At 44.5% G+C, this 16,505-nt stretch carries 23 protein-coding genes and 1 tRNA gene; 6 read left to right on the top strand and 18 right to left on the bottom strand.

Annotation, left to right across the window (positions count from 1 at the left end; genetic code table 11):
• From BEN74_RS18740 to BEN74_RS18660, 18 genes are all read right to left on the bottom strand, one after another.
• Complete coding sequence (locus tag BEN74_RS18740) at positions 1-819, bottom strand: hypothetical protein (RefSeq protein WP_068908160.1); 819 nt, start codon at positions 817-819, stop codon at positions 1-3.
• A complete protein-coding gene (locus BEN74_RS18735) occupies positions 809-3,067 on the bottom strand; it encodes a portal protein (protein WP_068908154.1) in 2,259 nt (752 codons plus the stop codon). Before BEN74_RS18735 ends, BEN74_RS18740 begins: the two co-directional genes overlap by 11 nt.
• A gap of 3 nt (positions 3,068-3,070) precedes the next feature.
• Positions 3,071-4,525, bottom strand: coding sequence for a terminase large subunit domain-containing protein (locus BEN74_RS18730; protein ID WP_068908150.1), 1,455 nt, complete (start codon positions 4,523-4,525; stop codon positions 3,071-3,073).
• Positions 4,522-4,989, bottom strand: coding sequence for a DUF2280 domain-containing protein (locus tag BEN74_RS18725; protein WP_068908146.1), 468 nt, complete (start codon positions 4,987-4,989; stop codon positions 4,522-4,524). The genes BEN74_RS18730 and BEN74_RS18725 overlap by 4 nt, the downstream gene beginning before the upstream one ends.
• Before the next feature lie 51 nt (positions 4,990-5,040).
• Positions 5,041-5,682 (bottom strand): putative metallopeptidase, encoded by a 642-nt coding sequence (locus BEN74_RS18720; RefSeq protein WP_068913056.1) that lies wholly within the window; start codon positions 5,680-5,682, stop codon positions 5,041-5,043.
• The gene (locus BEN74_RS18715) at positions 5,642-6,118 is read right to left on the bottom strand and encodes a hypothetical protein (RefSeq protein ID WP_068913054.1); all 477 of its coding nucleotides are present in this window, start codon (positions 6,116-6,118) and stop codon (positions 5,642-5,644) included. The genes BEN74_RS18720 and BEN74_RS18715 overlap by 41 nt, the downstream gene beginning before the upstream one ends.
• Before the next feature lie 635 nt (positions 6,119-6,753).
• A tRNA-Arg gene (locus BEN74_RS18710) sits at positions 6,754-6,830 on the bottom strand.
• A gap of 322 nt (positions 6,831-7,152) precedes the next feature.
• Positions 7,153-7,563 (bottom strand): antiterminator Q family protein, encoded by a 411-nt coding sequence (locus BEN74_RS18705; protein ID WP_068913051.1) that lies wholly within the window; start codon positions 7,561-7,563, stop codon positions 7,153-7,155.
• A 10-nt stretch (positions 7,564-7,573) separates the two neighbouring features.
• Complete coding sequence (locus BEN74_RS18700) at positions 7,574-7,987, bottom strand: hypothetical protein (RefSeq protein ID WP_086374423.1); 414 nt, start codon at positions 7,985-7,987, stop codon at positions 7,574-7,576.
• Entirely contained in the window at positions 7,984-8,271 is a 288-nt protein-coding gene (locus BEN74_RS18695) for a hypothetical protein (protein WP_068913335.1), read from the bottom strand. The genes BEN74_RS18700 and BEN74_RS18695 overlap by 4 nt, the downstream gene beginning before the upstream one ends.
• 76 nt (positions 8,272-8,347) lie before the next feature.
• Complete coding sequence (locus BEN74_RS18690; RefSeq protein ID WP_086374425.1) at positions 8,348-8,866, bottom strand: hypothetical protein; 519 nt, start codon at positions 8,864-8,866, stop codon at positions 8,348-8,350.
• Entirely contained in the window at positions 8,863-9,153 is a 291-nt protein-coding gene (locus BEN74_RS18685) for a hypothetical protein (RefSeq protein ID WP_068913337.1), read from the bottom strand. The genes BEN74_RS18690 and BEN74_RS18685 overlap by 4 nt, the downstream gene beginning before the upstream one ends.
• Before the next feature lie 97 nt (positions 9,154-9,250).
• Positions 9,251-10,627, bottom strand: a complete 1,377-nt coding sequence (dnaB, locus tag BEN74_RS18680) for a replicative DNA helicase (protein ID WP_119285068.1) — start codon at positions 10,625-10,627, stop codon at positions 9,251-9,253.
• Positions 10,620-11,432, bottom strand: a complete 813-nt coding sequence (locus BEN74_RS18675) for a helix-turn-helix domain-containing protein (RefSeq protein WP_119285026.1) — start codon at positions 11,430-11,432, stop codon at positions 10,620-10,622. Before BEN74_RS18675 ends, dnaB begins: the two co-directional genes overlap by 8 nt.
• The gene (locus BEN74_RS19535; RefSeq protein WP_162898132.1) at positions 11,429-11,584 is read right to left on the bottom strand and encodes a hypothetical protein; all 156 of its coding nucleotides are present in this window, start codon (positions 11,582-11,584) and stop codon (positions 11,429-11,431) included. The genes BEN74_RS18675 and BEN74_RS19535 overlap by 4 nt, the downstream gene beginning before the upstream one ends.
• The gene (locus BEN74_RS18670; protein ID WP_068912676.1) at positions 11,562-11,861 is read right to left on the bottom strand and encodes a hypothetical protein; all 300 of its coding nucleotides are present in this window, start codon (positions 11,859-11,861) and stop codon (positions 11,562-11,564) included. The genes BEN74_RS19535 and BEN74_RS18670 overlap by 23 nt, the downstream gene beginning before the upstream one ends.
• 57 nt (positions 11,862-11,918) lie before the next feature.
• On the bottom strand, positions 11,919-12,239 hold the full coding sequence (locus tag BEN74_RS18665) for a hypothetical protein (RefSeq protein WP_068912680.1): 321 nt from the start codon (positions 12,237-12,239) through the stop codon (positions 11,919-11,921).
• 9 nt (positions 12,240-12,248) lie between these two features.
• A complete protein-coding gene (locus BEN74_RS18660) occupies positions 12,249-12,482 on the bottom strand; it encodes a hypothetical protein (RefSeq protein ID WP_068912685.1) in 234 nt (77 codons plus the stop codon).
• 126 nt (positions 12,483-12,608) lie between these two features.
• Here BEN74_RS18660 and BEN74_RS18655 point away from each other — a divergent pair, with 126 nt between their 5' ends.
• The 6 genes from BEN74_RS18655 to BEN74_RS18630 all read left to right on the top strand — a co-directional run bounded on the left by BEN74_RS18655 (position 12,609) and on the right by BEN74_RS18630 (position 16,499).
• Positions 12,609-13,286, top strand: coding sequence for a LexA family protein (locus tag BEN74_RS18655; RefSeq protein ID WP_068912688.1), 678 nt, complete (start codon positions 12,609-12,611; stop codon positions 13,284-13,286).
• Positions 13,287-13,370: 84 nt separating this feature from the next.
• On the top strand, positions 13,371-13,586 hold the full coding sequence (locus BEN74_RS18650) for a KTSC domain-containing protein (RefSeq protein ID WP_068912690.1): 216 nt from the start codon (positions 13,371-13,373) through the stop codon (positions 13,584-13,586).
• Between the two features lie 177 nt (positions 13,587-13,763).
• A complete protein-coding gene (locus BEN74_RS18645; protein WP_068912693.1) occupies positions 13,764-14,708 on the top strand; it encodes a GGDEF domain-containing protein in 945 nt (314 codons plus the stop codon).
• A 95-nt stretch (positions 14,709-14,803) separates the two neighbouring features.
• Positions 14,804-15,145: a hypothetical protein gene (locus BEN74_RS18640; protein WP_068912696.1), complete on the top strand. Its 342-nt coding sequence runs from the start codon at positions 14,804-14,806 to the stop codon at positions 15,143-15,145.
• 341 nt (positions 15,146-15,486) lie between these two features.
• Positions 15,487-15,915: a hypothetical protein gene (locus BEN74_RS18635; protein WP_068912699.1), complete on the top strand. Its 429-nt coding sequence runs from the start codon at positions 15,487-15,489 to the stop codon at positions 15,913-15,915.
• Positions 15,915-16,499: a hypothetical protein gene (locus tag BEN74_RS18630; RefSeq protein WP_068912702.1), complete on the top strand. Its 585-nt coding sequence runs from the start codon at positions 15,915-15,917 to the stop codon at positions 16,497-16,499. The genes BEN74_RS18635 and BEN74_RS18630 overlap by 1 nt, the downstream gene beginning before the upstream one ends.
• Positions 16,500-16,505: the final 6 nt, after the last annotated feature.

Here is a 16,505-nt window from a genome sequence, read left to right as displayed (position 1 = left end):
TTATTTACCTTTTCTTAACTTAGTTTGCTCTTGATACCACTCGTCATCGCTCATTGATTCGGGTGAACGTGCTGCAGTGGCACTTGCTTTAATTGGATTGATTGGCGGCGGAGCTTTGGAAACTTGTGGAGCGGGCTTTTTATCCCATGATTCAACGCGTTCACTCAGTAACCGCGCAGCCTTAAGCTTTTGTGAAGACGAAACCTGCTCATGGAATGCTTCATCTTTTGCCAATTCATAAAGCAGCTTAAGCTGAGTATTTGTGTCATAGCCAAATTCAGCAGCAACTTCATCCAGCGTCACGGGCATAGGCAGTTGACGGTCAATACCAGCTGCCACCACCACATCAAAATCAGAAATTTCTTCCGATATTGCAATCATGGCGCTTTCAAAGGTAATCTGCTTTTCACGCTCCGTTTCACTAGCTTTGGTTTTTTCCCGCGCATCATGAATGCGCTCTTCAGCCCGGCTAACGAGATAATCATCCAGATCACTGTAGTAATCTTCGACATTTTCATAGTCGGCAATATTGGGCCGCTCAGCCTTAGTTTGCGGTTGCGCGGCTTTAGCTTTGTATTCCGCAAGTTCCGCAGCCATCTCGGCCTTTTCACGGGCTAATTGCTGAATGCGTTCCTGTGCGCGGCTCTTCTTCGGCTTCTGCTGCTCTTGCTCACCTTCCGGTTCTGCGCCACCTTCCGGTTTCTCAGATTCAGGGGTTTCGCTTTCCAGCTGCTTCACTTCGGTTTGTGTATTTTCGGCGTCTGCACCTTTATTTTCCGTAGCGGTGGTTTCTACGCTGCCGTTATTTTCAACCGTCATTTTCCTGCTCCATATTTGGCGCCAATTCAACACCATCATTGATCAATGCGCTTTCCTCAGGCTGATCAGGACTGAGAGCGAAGTCTTTCTGAGCCATTTCTTCAGGCATTAAAAAACCCTGCTCAATGGCAGGGTTTTTAACTCCTTGCTGCGTCATGTCTGGTGGCGGCTCAAAGCCATCAGACTGCGGTAATTGCTGTTCGATTGGCTCGGGCTCATAGTTTTGAATACCCTCACCTTTCTGCAGCCAATCCTGTGGAGTATTCTCCAGGTCAATTCTTTGCTTAAGAAGCTCAACAATGCCACGCAACTCCTCCACATCAGCACGGCCCGCATTATTGATTTGGGCAACCTTAATTGCCTGTTCAGCCTGCAAGATGGTTTTCTGAATTTCAACTTCACGATCTGCATTCTTATCATTGACTTGCTGTGAAAGCTCATCAATCTGCTGCAGCTGCTGTTGAATCAATTGATCCATCTGCTGAACTTGTGCCTGCACTTGAGGCGGTATCGCCTGCTCATTACCTAAGACCTGCGGATTCATTGTCTTTTTAATCCGCTCTGCTATTTCTTTCGCATTTACAAGCGGCGAATCCTTGAGGATCAAATCACCTGCTACCGTAGCAATCTCAGGATTGAATTGCATCAATTGAAGCATAAGCTGGAATGATTGCTCACGCTGAGTATTAAATGATGGGCCTGTATCCATTCTTACATCATATCGGCCCACAGTTAAATTATTTAGCAGACTATCAATTGCTTTTTCTGCCTCATCTGGTGTTTTAGGTTGCGCATTCAAGCGCACAAGCTCCTCATCACCATCAGCACCAACAATCCTGCGTGTCATTTCCGTATCGTAAAGCAGCGGGTATAAGCCAACCAGTATCCGGCCAACATGACGCAGAGATTTATTGAGATTATCCTGAAAATGAAAGTGAGCGGTATCAGCTTGGCGCTGCAACAAACCTATTGCCTTGCCAGATTGCTGATTAACATCCTGTCCCATTTGTGGCGCATGCATATTCAGCGTGTCAGATATTAACTGCTGCGAAGTTACCGCGGCATTTAGAATACCTGTCGGCGGCTGCGCAGCACCCATGCGGAATGGTGCTGGGCGCACATTCTGCTGATCATCAATATATTTATAGTAAAGCGCGCCATATCTTCCGGGGTTTTGCCACTGCTCCTCAAATCCAGAAATACCTTTCGCATCCACCACCAAAATATCATCTTGGTTTTTCTGCAAAATATGCGCCTCAGTTGATTTCCAGTAATTAAATAGGCGCTGCGCGTCTTTAGCAAAATGAATCAATGAAAACACATAGCGCTCTTCACCAATCCATGTAACCTCACCATAGACTGGGATAATTGGAATATATTTCCCAGGGAATACCCCTGTTTCCAAGACCTTGCTTCCAGAAAGCTTTGCCCATTTGATTTCTGTACGTGTGGTTTCACGCTCTTGAGTGACAAGCTGCTCCAACTCAGCTTCAGCCCAATCTTTCAGCAAAACTGATTTAAACTCAATTGAGCCATCATTCAACATTACCAGCGAATCCTTTACTTCATCTTTGTAAAAGTATTCAGCAATCAAAACGGTATCTTTAGGCTTATTAAGCCACTCTGTTTCACCGTCTGACTCAAAATCTACAGCATCAGTGCCGTACATTTCAGCAATTTTAGATTTTGATACCCATTCAGATATCAAGCAGCGCGATTGATCTGATCCATCCAGCTTGCGCGATAGCGGATCTAAAAGCACAGCATGCGGATTCTCAATTGCCATGAAGCGTGGCTCTTGATTGAATGATCGCTCATCCACATAATCCGTCACCAAACGCAAAAATCCAATACCGCCAAAAACTGAGTTTTCACCCGCTTGATCGTAGGCATCTTCCGCATCAGTGCCCTCTTCAGTATCTTTAATCAGCCCAGCAAGAATCTTGGCCACCTCAACATCAGCCCCGCTATCCACTGGGACAACCTGGATCTGTGGGCGGTTTTGACGCATGGTATTAATCTGCTGACGGACAAAAGTGCGGAGCAGGTTCAGCTCAAGTGTTGGCTTGCCTTCCTCTCTGCGCTTAGCTTTTGCAGCAGAATCCCACTGCGAGCCCTCAACAGTGACAAATTCTTTATCCTTGGCGGCACGATCATAGGTGTCCTGCCAATAGCTTTGAGCCTCGCTTTTAAATGCTTTCGCTTCAGCTAAAATTTTTTCATGCTGCTTTTTGTCTTCGTTCGCCATGTTTTAGCCCTGCCAGCTTGAAGCGGTTTTCATGATTGGTTTGGGGGTTGGTTCTGGTTGGCCTATCAGACCTTTACGCCTTGCAAAGCGGCGCATCATATATGCGTAGCGGGCAGCGTCCAATACATCATCGCCAACTTTAACTATTCGCCCTTTATCATCCCGATGGTATTGAAGAAACTCATCCAAGAAAACGCGTAACCCCTTAAATACTTTCCAGCGGCCTTTACGCATCAAGTCCAAAATTTCAAACAAGCCAGCTTCGACGCCGTTTGATCCATCTGGCCACGTTGCATGCTGCGGAAGCATTTCAAATCCAGCTTCCTTGTAATAAGCCTTCTGTTGCTTCCCTGAGCCCTTTTCCGTCTGCAGGCCATCTAAAGGCCATGCAATAGGGATACCCGAAGCCCACAATTTAACAGCGCCCCATGCATCATTTGGTGACACTTGGCGCTGCTTCCATGCATGTGTGACATAGATTGTTTCTGTATCCATATCAATCGCCAGCGATACCTGTGCTTGCGGATGGTCCCAGCCAAAGTCCATGCCGTTAATAATCATCCAATGATCTGGAATCTCAAACGGATCACACGTAATGAATTCTTCGCTCAAATCATAGATTCGACCATGGCCAAGCATCGGAATACCCTTGGTTCGCATTTCTCGCTGATGCACCGGAAATGAAGCCAATAGTGTCTCTTTGGTTTGCTCTGTTAAGTGGGTGACATCATCCCAGCCAGCGCGGATCAAATACTGCCCTTTTGATGGTGTATCCATGAATTGAACAACCAAATCAGTCCGGCCATTCTCTGGTGTGAACGTCAAAATGCCTCGTCCGCCTAAGCCCTGGTCGCCAGTAGCTGTACGCGTCAAAACCTGTGGGAAAATCTGCTGATCCCGAGGTTCTTCATCAATGTGGTACCAGTCTACCGAGTCACCCATTAATGCATGCTGACCTTGAGAATATGACCAAAGCTGAACTTTTGACGTTTGATACTGCACATCACCGCCGCCGCCATGCCTCACGTAAATTGTGCGCATTGCATTCGGCGTTCCTGTCATGGACTCATGATCAAGAATATATTCAGGAGGAATTAAACCCCCTGCCCATTTATTTTCGATGCGCCTTCCGAAAATAGGTGTCTGCAGCAGATCCCGAATCTTTTCACCAGAGTATCCAAGAAGCCACACCAGCGGGCCATGATCAAAAGCATGGCCATCCCACCAATCAGGATAATGTCCAAGCGCATGCAGTGTGTCCACATACGTCCCTGTCATTGTTTTACCGACACGGTTGGCAGCCATCAGCATGACTTGAGAATACTGTTTTGTAGCCCAAACCAATTCGCGCTGAAATGGATAAAGCTTTTCACCAAAATTCCGGTATTGGTATATATCGTCCCGGCGGTTCCGTTCTTCCAGCAATGCTAAGTAAGCTAGTTTTTCTTCTCTTGTCATTTCTGTTTCGCCTTAGCCTCTGCATCTTTGATACGCTTATCCAACTCATCATCAGAGATGCTGATTAATGGCTCACCATTTTTGCCTGTAATTTCAATTTTCTTTTCGTAGAACCCTTTAATGATTTTCTGAATCTGATCGGATAGTTTGATCGCATCGCGTGTATTGTTTTTCTTCTTGATTAGAAGATCACTGAGAATTTTCAGCTGAACAATATCGTTTGCTCCCTCGATGTTGTAAATCGGCTGCGCAATATATTTCTGACGTGCATCATTAAACAAATCCACAAATTCCTGTGATAAATCAGCTCCAGCAACCTTTGTGGGGTCATATGTCTCTACCTGCTGCGGTGATACATCAATATTGAATTTTTCCTTGATATCCTTAACCACCTCTGTAGGGGTCATGAACTGTGCAAGTGATCGAACAATAAAGACTTTTTCTGTTTTTTTAAGCCTTGCCATAAATCACCATCCATCAAGGTACATCAAGGAAAGTGGGCAAAAAATTTAAAGCTAACCTATTACACAGGTCCCACAACACGCAGCAATATTAGTTTCTGAAACAAACGGCGCATTCTTCGCAATTTCCAAAAGCCGTTTTACTGACTCATCCGCTCCCCAGCGTTTTGTTTCACCAAAGAACACTTCCACATCATGGCCGGCCAAGTAATGCTTCGGAAGCCCGGTGTGGTCACTATATTGAATCTCGCCATCTTCGTCGCGCTCTACACCGATGTGATACAGCTCATGCTCAATCAAGCGGCAGAACTCCAGATCATTTGAGTTTTCGCAGTAACTGGCGTCAATGGTAATGAGATACACCGGCACGGCGCCGAACCAGTCGCGCATCTGCTGTTCCTGGCGCGCTTTCTTCCATCCGCCCTGGTTAAACATCACCTTCTCACATTGGCCCAGCACCATGCGCTTTTTAGCCATGGCAGCTGATGAGGCCCATGCAAATGCTAAAAAGTTTTCATCGTCATGAAGCAGTTCAGCAATGTGGTCATGATCTGGGTTGTGCAGTTCACCGCCGATGGTCAGCCAGTTCGCCAATACCCATTCTTTAAGCTCTGGTGCTGGTGCAAGCAAAATAGCTTCTTGCTCTTCTGCCCGGTCAATTAAGTCTGTCGGCGGGAATGGTCTGATCTGTTCCATTGAATATCTGCCTTTTTAAATCTTTCAGCCATTGGGATGCTCGATAAGAATCAATCTGCAATGGGCCTGATTCTTCAATCCTGTAACGTTCCGCAGACTCCAATCGCACTACGGTAAAGCCCATTTCAGCTGCGTCATCGTAACGATCCAAGCTCCAAGCCTTATTTGCCAGTTTCCCACCGCGCCCACCAGACCAAGGCCCGCCTGAAATCTCAACTAAAATTCGATGTTCAATAAGATGAAAATCAAAACGCCAATGCTTGGTAGATTTAAATTGGAATTTCTTTTCGTATTTGATGCCAAGGACATTTAAAGCCTGTTCAAAGTCTTCTTCGGCCTCTAAGTATTTTTCTTTGGCCTTAGGTAAAGGTTTAGAGCGTGGTTTCGTTTTAGGTGGGCGCTTTTTAGTTTTCCCAAAATAGCTGTCAGCATCCATGTAGCGCTTCACGCAAATTCTTAATCTGCTCTTTTAGTCGAATCATCACACTATCAATTGCGATTAACTCACTGTGCCTCAAACCAGCCCGACTCAGATTCTGATACTTTGACAGCTCAGCGCTGCAAAATTCTAAGTCTTGTTTCGCTTGCACTTTATCTGTCATAAACACCACCAAATAAGAAAAGAAAACCCCTCAACATCTAGAATGCGAGGGGTTTTTATATGCCGTAATACGCCCGGCTAATCAGGCTTTCCTTTTCCGCAATGCCGACACTCGGCCTGCACAAAAATATCTGATTCATAGTCAAATGCATGAATGCAGAATAGGCGTTTTAAAAATTGGAGCATGTAAATCCCCTTTCAATTGAATCGAATTCGATCTAGTTAAAAGTTCAGCAAAAAAAAAGCCCACTTTTTAAAGGTGGGCTAAAATCAAGGACACCCTAACAGGATGCTAGAGCCTACAATTAGTTCCTAATGACTATTTTCTACACCAATCAAATAATTTTCAGTGGCAAAATATATCAAATGTAAAAATAATACCAACTAAATCACATTATTAAATTTTCTTAACCTATTGTTTAGAAAAAGCAAAAAATAATCAAATGATCAGATTTTCATTGTTAAATATCTGGCGCGCCATGCAGGACTTGAACCTGCGACCATCCGCTTAGAAGGCGGATGCTCTATCCAGCTGAGCTAATGGCGCATAAAAATGGTGCGGTGATCTGCCACACCCTTGCCTATAGTTCGATATTAATCAGCTCGGCAACTGATCTACCGCTACTCACAATCACACCAACCCAACATGCATGGTCAGCTTTACCTGTTTTCGTTCTCTTTTAAGGTCGGTTGCCAAGCCCTAGTGGGAATTGCCTATAGCATCTAGGCTTTTACTCAAGGCATGTTCTGCAAATTGGCTTTCTGCAGGCAATAAAAAAGCCCATCTTTTTCGATGAGCTTTCAATAAACTGGTGTAAGCATAACAACTTGCCACCATACACTAAATTTATACAAACATGGCTGCCATGTCAATCACTCAAGGCCTCTATTTTTCCATCCAAGTAAGCGAGCCCTTTTTCCACCTCAGCGCGCACTTTCGCTCTACTGCACCCATGAGCATTTGCTATTGACTGATCTGACCAATCATTTTCAAATTTCAAAATCAACAACCAGCCCCGCTCCGCCAAATATTCCCGCTCATCGTTATGCATCTTAGCCAGCAGCTGGCTCACCTGAACAGCCTCATAGTCGCTGATTTCACAGGCCATCGAAACTTTGCTGGCTCTTATTCTTTGCTTGTCGTTTTTATCAATGAGTATTGCCAGCGGATTAGCAGACACATTTGACTTTGTAGATCGCACCCATACCCCATACTGCTCAAGCCACTGGTGGGCCGAACGTTTAGACCAATTCATTTTTATTCCCACCATTGCATTCATCCAACCACCCTCACTTCATCCCAAAAATAAGCATCCCAGCATCACGCTGCTCTTGATTTGTTCTGCCTTGCCAACCCGTAATGCGGTTAAATTCTTTAGCATCTTTCTTGGTTTTAACAGGCCTGACTAAAACCACCTCTAAATTTAAGCTCTCCGCCATCTCTGCGAGCAGTTTGCCTGTTGCATGGTTCTCACCTACGTTTTTAGCAATTCGCTCTCCTACGCTCTTACGTTGCCCAATGCGATTGTGGAAGTTTGCCTTTTGATTCAACCAACCCGCTTCAATAACCACTTTCTTGATTTGATCCTGCTGACTGCGGAACAGATCCACAGTTTCAGCAAACGTTAAATTTTTAAGCTCGAGTGAGTGACTCAAAATGGCCACTCCTGATTTTTCCAAGTCCGGGTCAATACCAATGATCAAAGCTCACCCCGCAGTATTCCCTTCGCATCAAGAATTGCTAAATTTCCTGATGTGTTGTTTGTGAATTTATAAGCCCGATCAAGGAACGGAAGCGCCCTATCAATCCGCTTCTGCTGCTTATCAAGCTCAGCCTGCCGGTCTTGCCATACCTGGTAAGCTATATGAACAGCAAGCACACGATAAAAGTCACCATCATGATCAAATAGCTTGTTTCCATAAATGAACATCATATTTGTGTAAAAGTCCTGCTGCCTGAACCATTGCTCAAAGTTAATCACTGGCATGCCTCCACACCAAGGTTTCTGATAAATTCATTCGCCCTCATGGCCCAGTCCACAGTCTTATTTTCTTGTTCGTCTTTCATGCCACAACACCTTCACGCACATTGAATTCCAGCACCCAAACCCATGGGTTTTTATCCCAGTTGAATTCTGAGCCTAAATAGATGGAATCCCAGAGCTGTATAAATTTAGGCACTTTGCAATCGCGTGTAATTCGCGACCCAATGCCCTCTTTTAGGCAATCACCTTCAGAAATGTCCTGAACACGCTCAATCCGAATGTGGGTAATTTCAAGACACAAATCAGAGTCTTTGATTTTTAAAATCACACCTTTTTTCCCATAAGGGCATTCCGCTACAACATAGCCTTCTTCTGGATATTCGGCGCACCACATCCTTAGTTCACCATCAACCCAGTCATAACCAAGATCATCAACTGCCGGCAAATCACCACCTTTAGACTGAGCATAAGCATCATGCCCAACATTGATTTGCAGAGCCTCAAGCGCCCAATCCTTAATTGGTCTTCTGGTTTGTGTCTTTCGCCCCAACTCAATAAGCTCGCGCATATTTTCTGTAAATGAAATTTCAGTCTTCATACCTTCACTCCAAATAATTGTTTTGTTTTATCTGTCGCCTGATATGTCCAGATTGTTTCCCTTTCAACATAACCAAGGCTCATCAGGTCAAGCAGATAAGTTCTTATTGATTGCGCGCCAGTATCCAAGACTGCGCCCTGAATATCCGTGATTGAAAAAGGTGCCGGTGCGTGTACCGCAAAAATTAAAATACCCATGCGCCTCTCAAACTGATCAGCCTGCATTGTGATTTCGCGCATCTTTTCCAATCTCGCATCAACCTGCTTGCTGAATTGCTGACTGCTCATAGCCACCCCAGCACAAAATTTGAATTTTCAGAATTACTCACTGCTGCGCAAAACGCGATTAAGGCCCACAGGCAAATGAAAAGGATCGTTTCGTTATTCAAATCCCGCCTCCCAAGCCGTGAATCTGCTCAATCGCCTGGCTGTCCAGATTTGAAAACTGGCAGTACTTCAGCTGGGCATGCATGTATGCTGTGCCCGGCTCCCCATGGCGGTTCTTGCCCAAAATCGCTTCCGCAATCCCTCTGTATTTGGAGTCCTTGTGATAAATCTCATCGCGGTACAGGAAGATGATTTGATCCGCATCCTGTTCAATCGCGCCTGATTCGCGGAGATCCGACATCATAGGACGTTTGTTTGGCCGCTTTTCCAATTCACGGTTCAGCTGCGACAGCAGCACAATCACGCAGTCAAATTCTTTGGCCATTGCCTTAAGCTCGCCGGTGAAATAGGCAATCTTCAGGTCTTCACGCGCAAACTGCTTTGTGGTTTTCATGATCTGCAGGTAGTCAATGAAGACTGCGCCTATTGAGCCGTACTGATGCTTCACCTTGCGGATTGATTCGCGGATATTGGCGATTGACGGGCGCGAAGTGTCGTTGATCTGCAGCGGCACATTCGCAAACATGGTTACGGCGCGCGTATAGGCCGTGAACTCTTCCTGCGGCAGCATATGCGGCGCATTGCGGACTTTGCTGATGTCTGCGGGGCCGGCCGCGCAGCACATCCGCATGGCGATCTGTTCCTTCGGCATTTCACCTGACATAATCAAAACCGGCTTCTGCTGGAATATCGACACATTGCTGGCAATCACCTGCATCATTGTGGTTTTGCCCATGGCCGGGCGCGCAGCGATAACCGTCAGGCAGCCCGGCTCAATATCGCCCAGTTTCTGGTCCAGATCATGAATGCCTGTCTGTATGCCCTTGATCATCGTTTTGCCGGCGGCGGCCGCTGTCATCTTTTCATGCATTTCAAGGAAAGTATTCGCAGCAGCTTCGTGAATGTGGAACAGCGATTCACTCGCCTGCTCAGTGTTGATTTCAGCGAACAGGCCCTGCGCTTCCTGCACCAGCTCGCCGCGGCTGACGGTCAGGTTTTGAGCCTTCTGGATAATCTTGTGCGCTTCCTCTTCGACTTTCCGGCAAGTGGTCAGGTCTTTGAGTTTTTCAGCGTAGGAAACCAGGTTGTAAAAACTGGAAGGCGCTTCCTGCATCACCTGGATGAGATACTGCTCACCGCCTGCCTGTTCGATCATGCCGTGGGATGCAAGCCACTCGTTCACCAGTACGGCGTCATACGGTGAGTTTTTAGCGTCCAGATCAGCCACGGCCTTGAAGATCAGCTTGTGGCGCGTAGCGTGGAAGTCATCTTCCGTCAGCAGGTTTTCAACGTGAGTGTAAGACTCGGAAACGGTCATCAGCGCAGCCAGCACCGCCTGCTCAATCTGCACACTGTGGATTTTGGTGTTAAGCATTGCGGCCTCCTAAGAATCCTTTTGGTTTTTCAGGGAGGCTGAAACCTTGCGGCGCGTTCTGCTGTGCCGGAGCCGATTGCCCAGGAATACTTTCGCTGTATTCAGGATGGCGTTTTTGATGTTTCTCAAACTTGTCGATAATCCACGCTGTGAACTTGTGGAGCTTTTGAGAATCAGATAAAACTCGTCCATCGAAATGGGAATTGAATGAGCTCAGTTCAAATTCGAAATTCGGCAATCCAAAAATCAGTTCAAGATTTTTTTCATGACCTGCGATTTTGATTTTCGTTTCCAATGATTTTTGATCTGGAATCCATTCGTGTTCACACAAAAGATTTATTGATAGATTCAATGGTAGATTCCCTAACCCAAATTTGGGTTCGTTACCGATACCGTTTTTGGGTTCGTTACCCTCCAAATTTGGGTTCGTTACCCCATTAATAACAACACCGTTTTTGGTATCGTTACCAAATTCGGTATCGTTCCGTTTTTGGGTTTGTTTAACTGCACCGTTTTTGGGTGCGTTATGTTCTCGGGAATCAACTCCTACCAGCTGTAAAACCCGAACTTGTTTTGTATTTCCTTTGCGCTCGCCTGTATCAAAAATCAAGCCTATTTCGATAAGTTCATTCACTGCTTTTTGAACTGTTTTTAGGTTCAGCAGTGTGTCTTCAGCCAGGCGTTTATTGCTTGGATAGCAGGTATGATCCTCGCCGGCACGATCCGCCAGCGAAAGAAGGATTAAGCGCTGCGGAGAATTACTGACTGGCGCAGTCCACGCCCAGCGTGTTGCATCAACACTCATTTTGCCCCCTGCATAACAAAAGAAGACAGCTGCAGGCGCGCATCAGCGACTGCCTGAGCGGTTTTGACGGTCTTGCATAGCGCATGGGCCGTCACGGCGGAACGGAAGCGCTCAATGAGGCGGTTCAGTTCAATTTCCTGCAGCATGGTCATTCCCCGCCTCCATAATCCGCTTCTTTGCTTCGCGTTCCGCTGCGCTGGCTGGCCGTATCAGATGCTTCAGTGCAAACTTATCGTCTTCATCCATAAACACGCTGAGGCGGTCTACGGCGGAAACTGTCATCAGGTAGTCCGGCATGTCGTCATGCACAAAGACAACGGCATCACCAACCATGAAGTCAGCATCCGGCACCAGGCAGTTCCTGCACTGCTCTTCTTTAAAATCCGTGCACTTGTCCGCGCATGGGTGTTGTGGTAAATTTGATCTCATATTCGATCCCCTCAAAAGTTTTGGATATAAAAGCCTGATTCTCGAGATCAGGCTTTTTTATTTGAATAAGATCCGCATGTAGTCGGGCGAACTAAAAGAATTGCTGAGAAAAACCCGTGTTGCCTCGGCAACTTCTGGAGAGCAATACACATCATTGGCGTTCACCACCTTCAATCCAACAGCGCTCAATAAACCTGTAAAAAACTCAACCTCTGTCAAGTCATTGGATTTTTTGTCATTTTTAAGACGCGATAAAGTGCTTGGATCTACCCCCAACTGTTCAGCAACTTTGCTTTGATTGCTTGCGTTCAGTGCTCGCAATATGAGTGATGCGTCATTGCTGGCAGTTGCAGGCAATTCGATTGATACTTTGCTCATGAGTTGCTCCTATGTGCTCAACTGCTTATTTGGACTTGCCACATCAAGAAGCCATTCAGCTGTAAATAAACCATTGCTGTTATCAGCCAAAATTTGAGCGTAATTGGTTTCACCTGTGTATTCGGTTCTAGGCAAGACTTCTTTTTTTTCCATCTTGCTCATTGCCATATACGATTTATCAAGCAAACTTGCTGCTTTGGATCGACCACCAACAGCATCGAAAGCATATTTAATGGGATTCATATTTAAACCTAATTTAACTAAACTCACCACTTAATTAAACCATGGGTTTAAGTCAATATCAACTTGGAGTTGCTTCTTTTTGCTTATTATTTATGAAAGAATTTAAACCAAAGGTTTGAAAGTAAGATGAATATGATCCCTTCAGTTGTAGAAAGAATTCAAAAAGCTTTGGATCATGCAAATTTGTCGTGGTCTGGTTCGGCTGTGAAAATTGGATTAAGCGCTCAAGCAGCCTCGAAGTGGAAGAAAGGACAAATTAGCCGAGAAAATTTAACTAAATTAGCCAAGGAAACAGGTGTTAGTTCCGGTTGGTTGCTTGATGGTGAGGGGGAAATGCTTGCTCATTCGTCACTAGGTACAGGATTTAGCAATGTTAGCTTCAATACCCCTTCTTTACGAAAAATTCCAGTTCTAGATTTTGTGCAGGCTGGCATGTTTCATGAGGCGGGCTACGACGGAATAAATCCTAAAGGCGATGCTTATACCACTTATGAAAGTGCCAAACCTGAATGTGTATTTTCGCTTGAAGTTTCTGGTTTAAGCATGACTCCTGAATTTAATCCAGGTGATAGACTGGTAGTTGATGCATCGAAACCACCTTATCCAGGCTGTTATGTAATTGCACAAAATGGTAGCCATGAAGCAACTTTTAAAAAATATAGAGCAATTGGATACGATGAGCATGGTAGAGAAACTTTTGAATTAATTCCTCTTAATCCTGATTTCCCTACAATGTGCTCAACTCAACAAGAAATCAGAATTATCGGTGTGGTTGTTGAGCACTTAAGATGCTTTAAAAAATGAAATCACCCGACCCGAAAATATTAGTAAAACTGCAAATTCGATACAGTACTTAAAAACAGATTGAGGAAATAGCTAATAGACTTAATGCAAATAATTGAAATAAACTCCCACAAGATCAGCCGTGTGCTTTATCAGCACTACCTGTTAACAGTTGAACTCAAAACTGGTGAGAAGTTTATATACAGACTTCTTGAGGCCAGTACATTCGCAGAATTTGTTGATGCGCCGGACAAAGATAAATTTTACAGAAACAATATAGAAGCCAATAAAAAATTTAAGAGAATTCAGCTTTTTGTGTGATTAAACTATGAACCGGATGCACCTTTTAAAACAGATTTAGACGCAAGCTTGTGATTACAAATCATCCTAAATTTAATCATCTGTAAATAAAATTGACTTCTAATTTTTATCACATTTATGTTTAAATTAAATAATTTACGCGTTTTGAATGATAATCATCTAAAGCAGGCTTAATACATGAATAATATGAAATTTAAAAATTTTGAAGAAGCATGTCAAACTGTCTTAAGTTTTTTATATCGGAGGTTTGGGTTTAATTTATGGATGATTACGCGCACTGAAGGTAATGATTGGATTGTTCTCCAGGTGGAAGACAATGGATACAATGTAAAGCCTGGTCAGGTGTTTCAATGGAGTGATTCATACTGCTCCCATATGGTTAAAGGAAATGGGCCAAAAATTGCTCCTCGTTCCCAAGAAATTCCTCTATATACCACTGCCAAAATTAACAATCTAGTGGATATCAAGGCCTATATTGGAGAGCCATTATTAAATGAAGATGGTTCAATTTTTGGCACGCTTTGCGCTATTGATCCATCCCCGCAATCAGATTCATTGCTAAAAGAGTCCAACCTTATCGAACTAATGGGACAATTACTCAGTCATATTTTACAAGCAGAATTAAGAGAAGACGAACAAATACGTCAACGAGAAAAATTTGAACTTGAGGCACTGCATGACGCTTTAACTGGTGTTTTCAATCGTCGAGCCTGGGACCAATTTATTAGCTTAGAAGAAGCACGCTGCAAACGTTACGGCCATCCCGCATCCATTATCATGATTGATATTAACAACCTTAAAATAACGAATGATAGTCTAGGACATAGTGCGGGTGATGTACTAATTCAAAATACTGCAACAACTTTAAAAAGCTGTATTCGTAATAATGATATTGTTGCTCGTTTAGGTGGTGATGAATTTGCCATTCTAAGTCTTGAAAGCAATTTAAAAAATATAGAAATGTTATCGAATAGAGCAATTGACGCCTTGAATAAAGCTGGCATTAGTGCTGCAATAGGTATTGCTATGCGTAATCCTACTCATGGGCTGTTAGATGCGATACGTGAAGCTGATGAGAAAATGTATAAACATAAAAAAGATTGTAAAAAAACTTTAAATTAATTCAATTGTCTATATTCCACAAACCCACTCCAGTTGTGGGTTTTGTTTTTAAAATTACTCTATAATTTATTTTCCAATAACAACAAGACCCAATTATGAAAAAAATAACGCTTATCCCCCTGCTCCTCACTCTGTTCTTCACTGGCTGCCAAAAGCAGCAAGCTGAAGATGCCAAGACTGATCCCGCCGCCATCACCACACAATTTGAAAAGTCAGATGCTGTTATCGGCGCCTATTTGGACAAACTGGAAAGCCTTGAAACTTACAAGGAGGAAAAGACTCAAATTCTCTGTAAAGACTATCCTGCAGAATACAAAACAAAATATATACCGGCGCTATTGGTGTTATCGCCAGGCGAATATACCGAAGCTAACTTGCTGGCTGATTTGAAGTCTGTTTTAGATTACTATAAAAATAAATCTGCGATTAAATGCTAAAATTAAGACAGCATATTGCTTACAGGTGAAGCCATGGAAAGATATGTCATTATTGTAATTTTGATCATAGTCGCAGTCTTGCTGGTAGCATTTTACAATAAGAAAAAATGAGACACAGCCTGCTTCGGTAAGTTTTCTTTTTCAAACACTTCATACGCAGTACAACCCATCCATGTGATGGGTTTTCTTTTGTCTATTATAAAATGGTTTAAAACTTTTTCTACCTAAGGTTTAATTTACCCTTGAAACCAAATTAAACCCATGGTTTAATTACCTCGTACCCACAAAAAAGCCCTGAGACTTTCGAAGGGATCAGGGCTTTGCAAAACTGCGAGATAAGTATGAATAAAACTCTCACTCCAATCAATAGCCTCAAGGTAACACTTGGTGCAGCTGTTGTAACAATCGGCGCTTTAGCCTTCGCCTATAACCCGGATATTGGCGGCACTGCGCCAGCCGAAAACAAGACAGTTCCCGCTTACACAGCTGTTGCGGCCATGGCCCTGAGTTCTGCCAGCACCGGCACCGCGGTGATCCGCCTGGACGGCTTCACTCTCGACGTCAGCTTTGAGTTTGAAAAGTTTGAAGATGGCTACGGCGTACCCGGCAGCGAATTCACTACCGCAGAAATCACCCGACTAAACGTAGACAAGGTCCTCGATGACTCTGGCTATCCGGTCCGGGATTTCACTGACTTTACTGACCACCGCAATATCAATGCCATGCTGGTCGCGCACATGCTTAAAAACCGCATGCTGGAGGCTGTGTAATGAAAACCAATTTTACAAAACCATTCCGCGAAGACCTTGGCCTGGATAGCACCGGCTTCCACCGCATCCGCATGGGTAATACCGTTTACTGCGTGAAAGACAATATGATTTGCACGCTGAACGCTGCCGGTGAACTGAGCCGCGTGGATGAAGCCACACTGACCGAAAAGTCTTGGATTCGCCGCAACGTCAATGAAGTTCTCGGCGTAAAGAAATACAGCGCCAGCTTTGTACGCAAAGCCCGCAGTGGCTATGTCGTTGATGTGAACGACACTGAATATATCATCGGCGTTTCTGCAGAATTCACCAAAGGCTTTGACCGGAATGTATTTGACTGGTCTGCGCCAAGATTCTTCTGGTCAGACGTGGTTGAAATTAAAAACTGCATGCAGCAGCGCGCGCCGGCAGAAGTCGTGAATGTGCTGGCCTTCCAGACTGCAGTTAAAGCTGCTTTGAATTCGCAGCGGGCTATTGACCGGGCAAAGAAAAAACACAGCATGAACCGCTGGCACTCGCGCCATGAATGCGAGCAGTACAAGATCAAAAAGCACAACACTGATGCCTTCGGCAATACGTTTAACTGATTGGGC

The organism is Acinetobacter sp. WCHAc010034 (genome assembly GCF_001696615.3).
Taxonomy (GTDB): domain Bacteria; phylum Pseudomonadota; class Gammaproteobacteria; order Pseudomonadales; family Moraxellaceae; genus Acinetobacter.
The sequence above is the reverse complement of the archived record's forward strand: the minus strand, read 5'-3'. Positions and strand labels throughout refer to the sequence as shown.